The organism is Arthrobacter sp. 18067, from assembly GCF_902706295.1.
Classification (GTDB): Bacteria; Actinomycetota; Actinomycetes; order Actinomycetales; family Micrococcaceae; genus Arthrobacter.
The window spans coordinates 1-406 of the sequence record NZ_CACSJJ010000101.1 but is presented as its reverse complement, the minus strand read 5'-3'; the positions used below and the strand labels follow the sequence as shown (position 1 = coordinate 406).

The following is a 406-nucleotide window of genomic DNA, read 5'->3' as shown; positions in this document are numbered from 1 at the left end:
CGGCAGCGTGCAGGGCCTTGATCTCGGCCATCATCGCTTCGTCGATGGCCAGGCGGCCGGCGGTATCGACCAGCAGCACGTCGACGAACGACTTGCGCGCGTCGTCGATGGCGGCGCGGACGATGGCCTCCGGCTTCTGGTCGGCGCTGGACGGGAAGAACAGCACGCCGACCTGCTCGGCCAGGGGCTTCAGCTGCTCGATCGCGGCCGGGCGGTAGACGTCGGCCGAAACCACCATCACCTTCTTCTTGCGCTTTTCCTTCAGGTGCTTGGCCAGCTTGCCCACCGTGGTGGTCTTGCCGGCGCCCTGCAGGCCCGCCATCAGGATGATGGCCGGAGCGGGCACATTGAGGTTCAGGTCGCTGGCCTCGGCACCCATCACCGCGGTCAGCTCGTCGCGCACGAC

The 406-nt window shown here is 68.0% G+C and carries 1 protein-coding gene; it reads right to left on the bottom strand.

Annotation, left to right across the window (positions count from 1 at the left end):
- A partial coding sequence (locus GVL04_RS24270; RefSeq protein WP_200846970.1) for a zeta toxin family protein occupies positions 1-406 on the bottom strand: 406 nt, incomplete at both ends.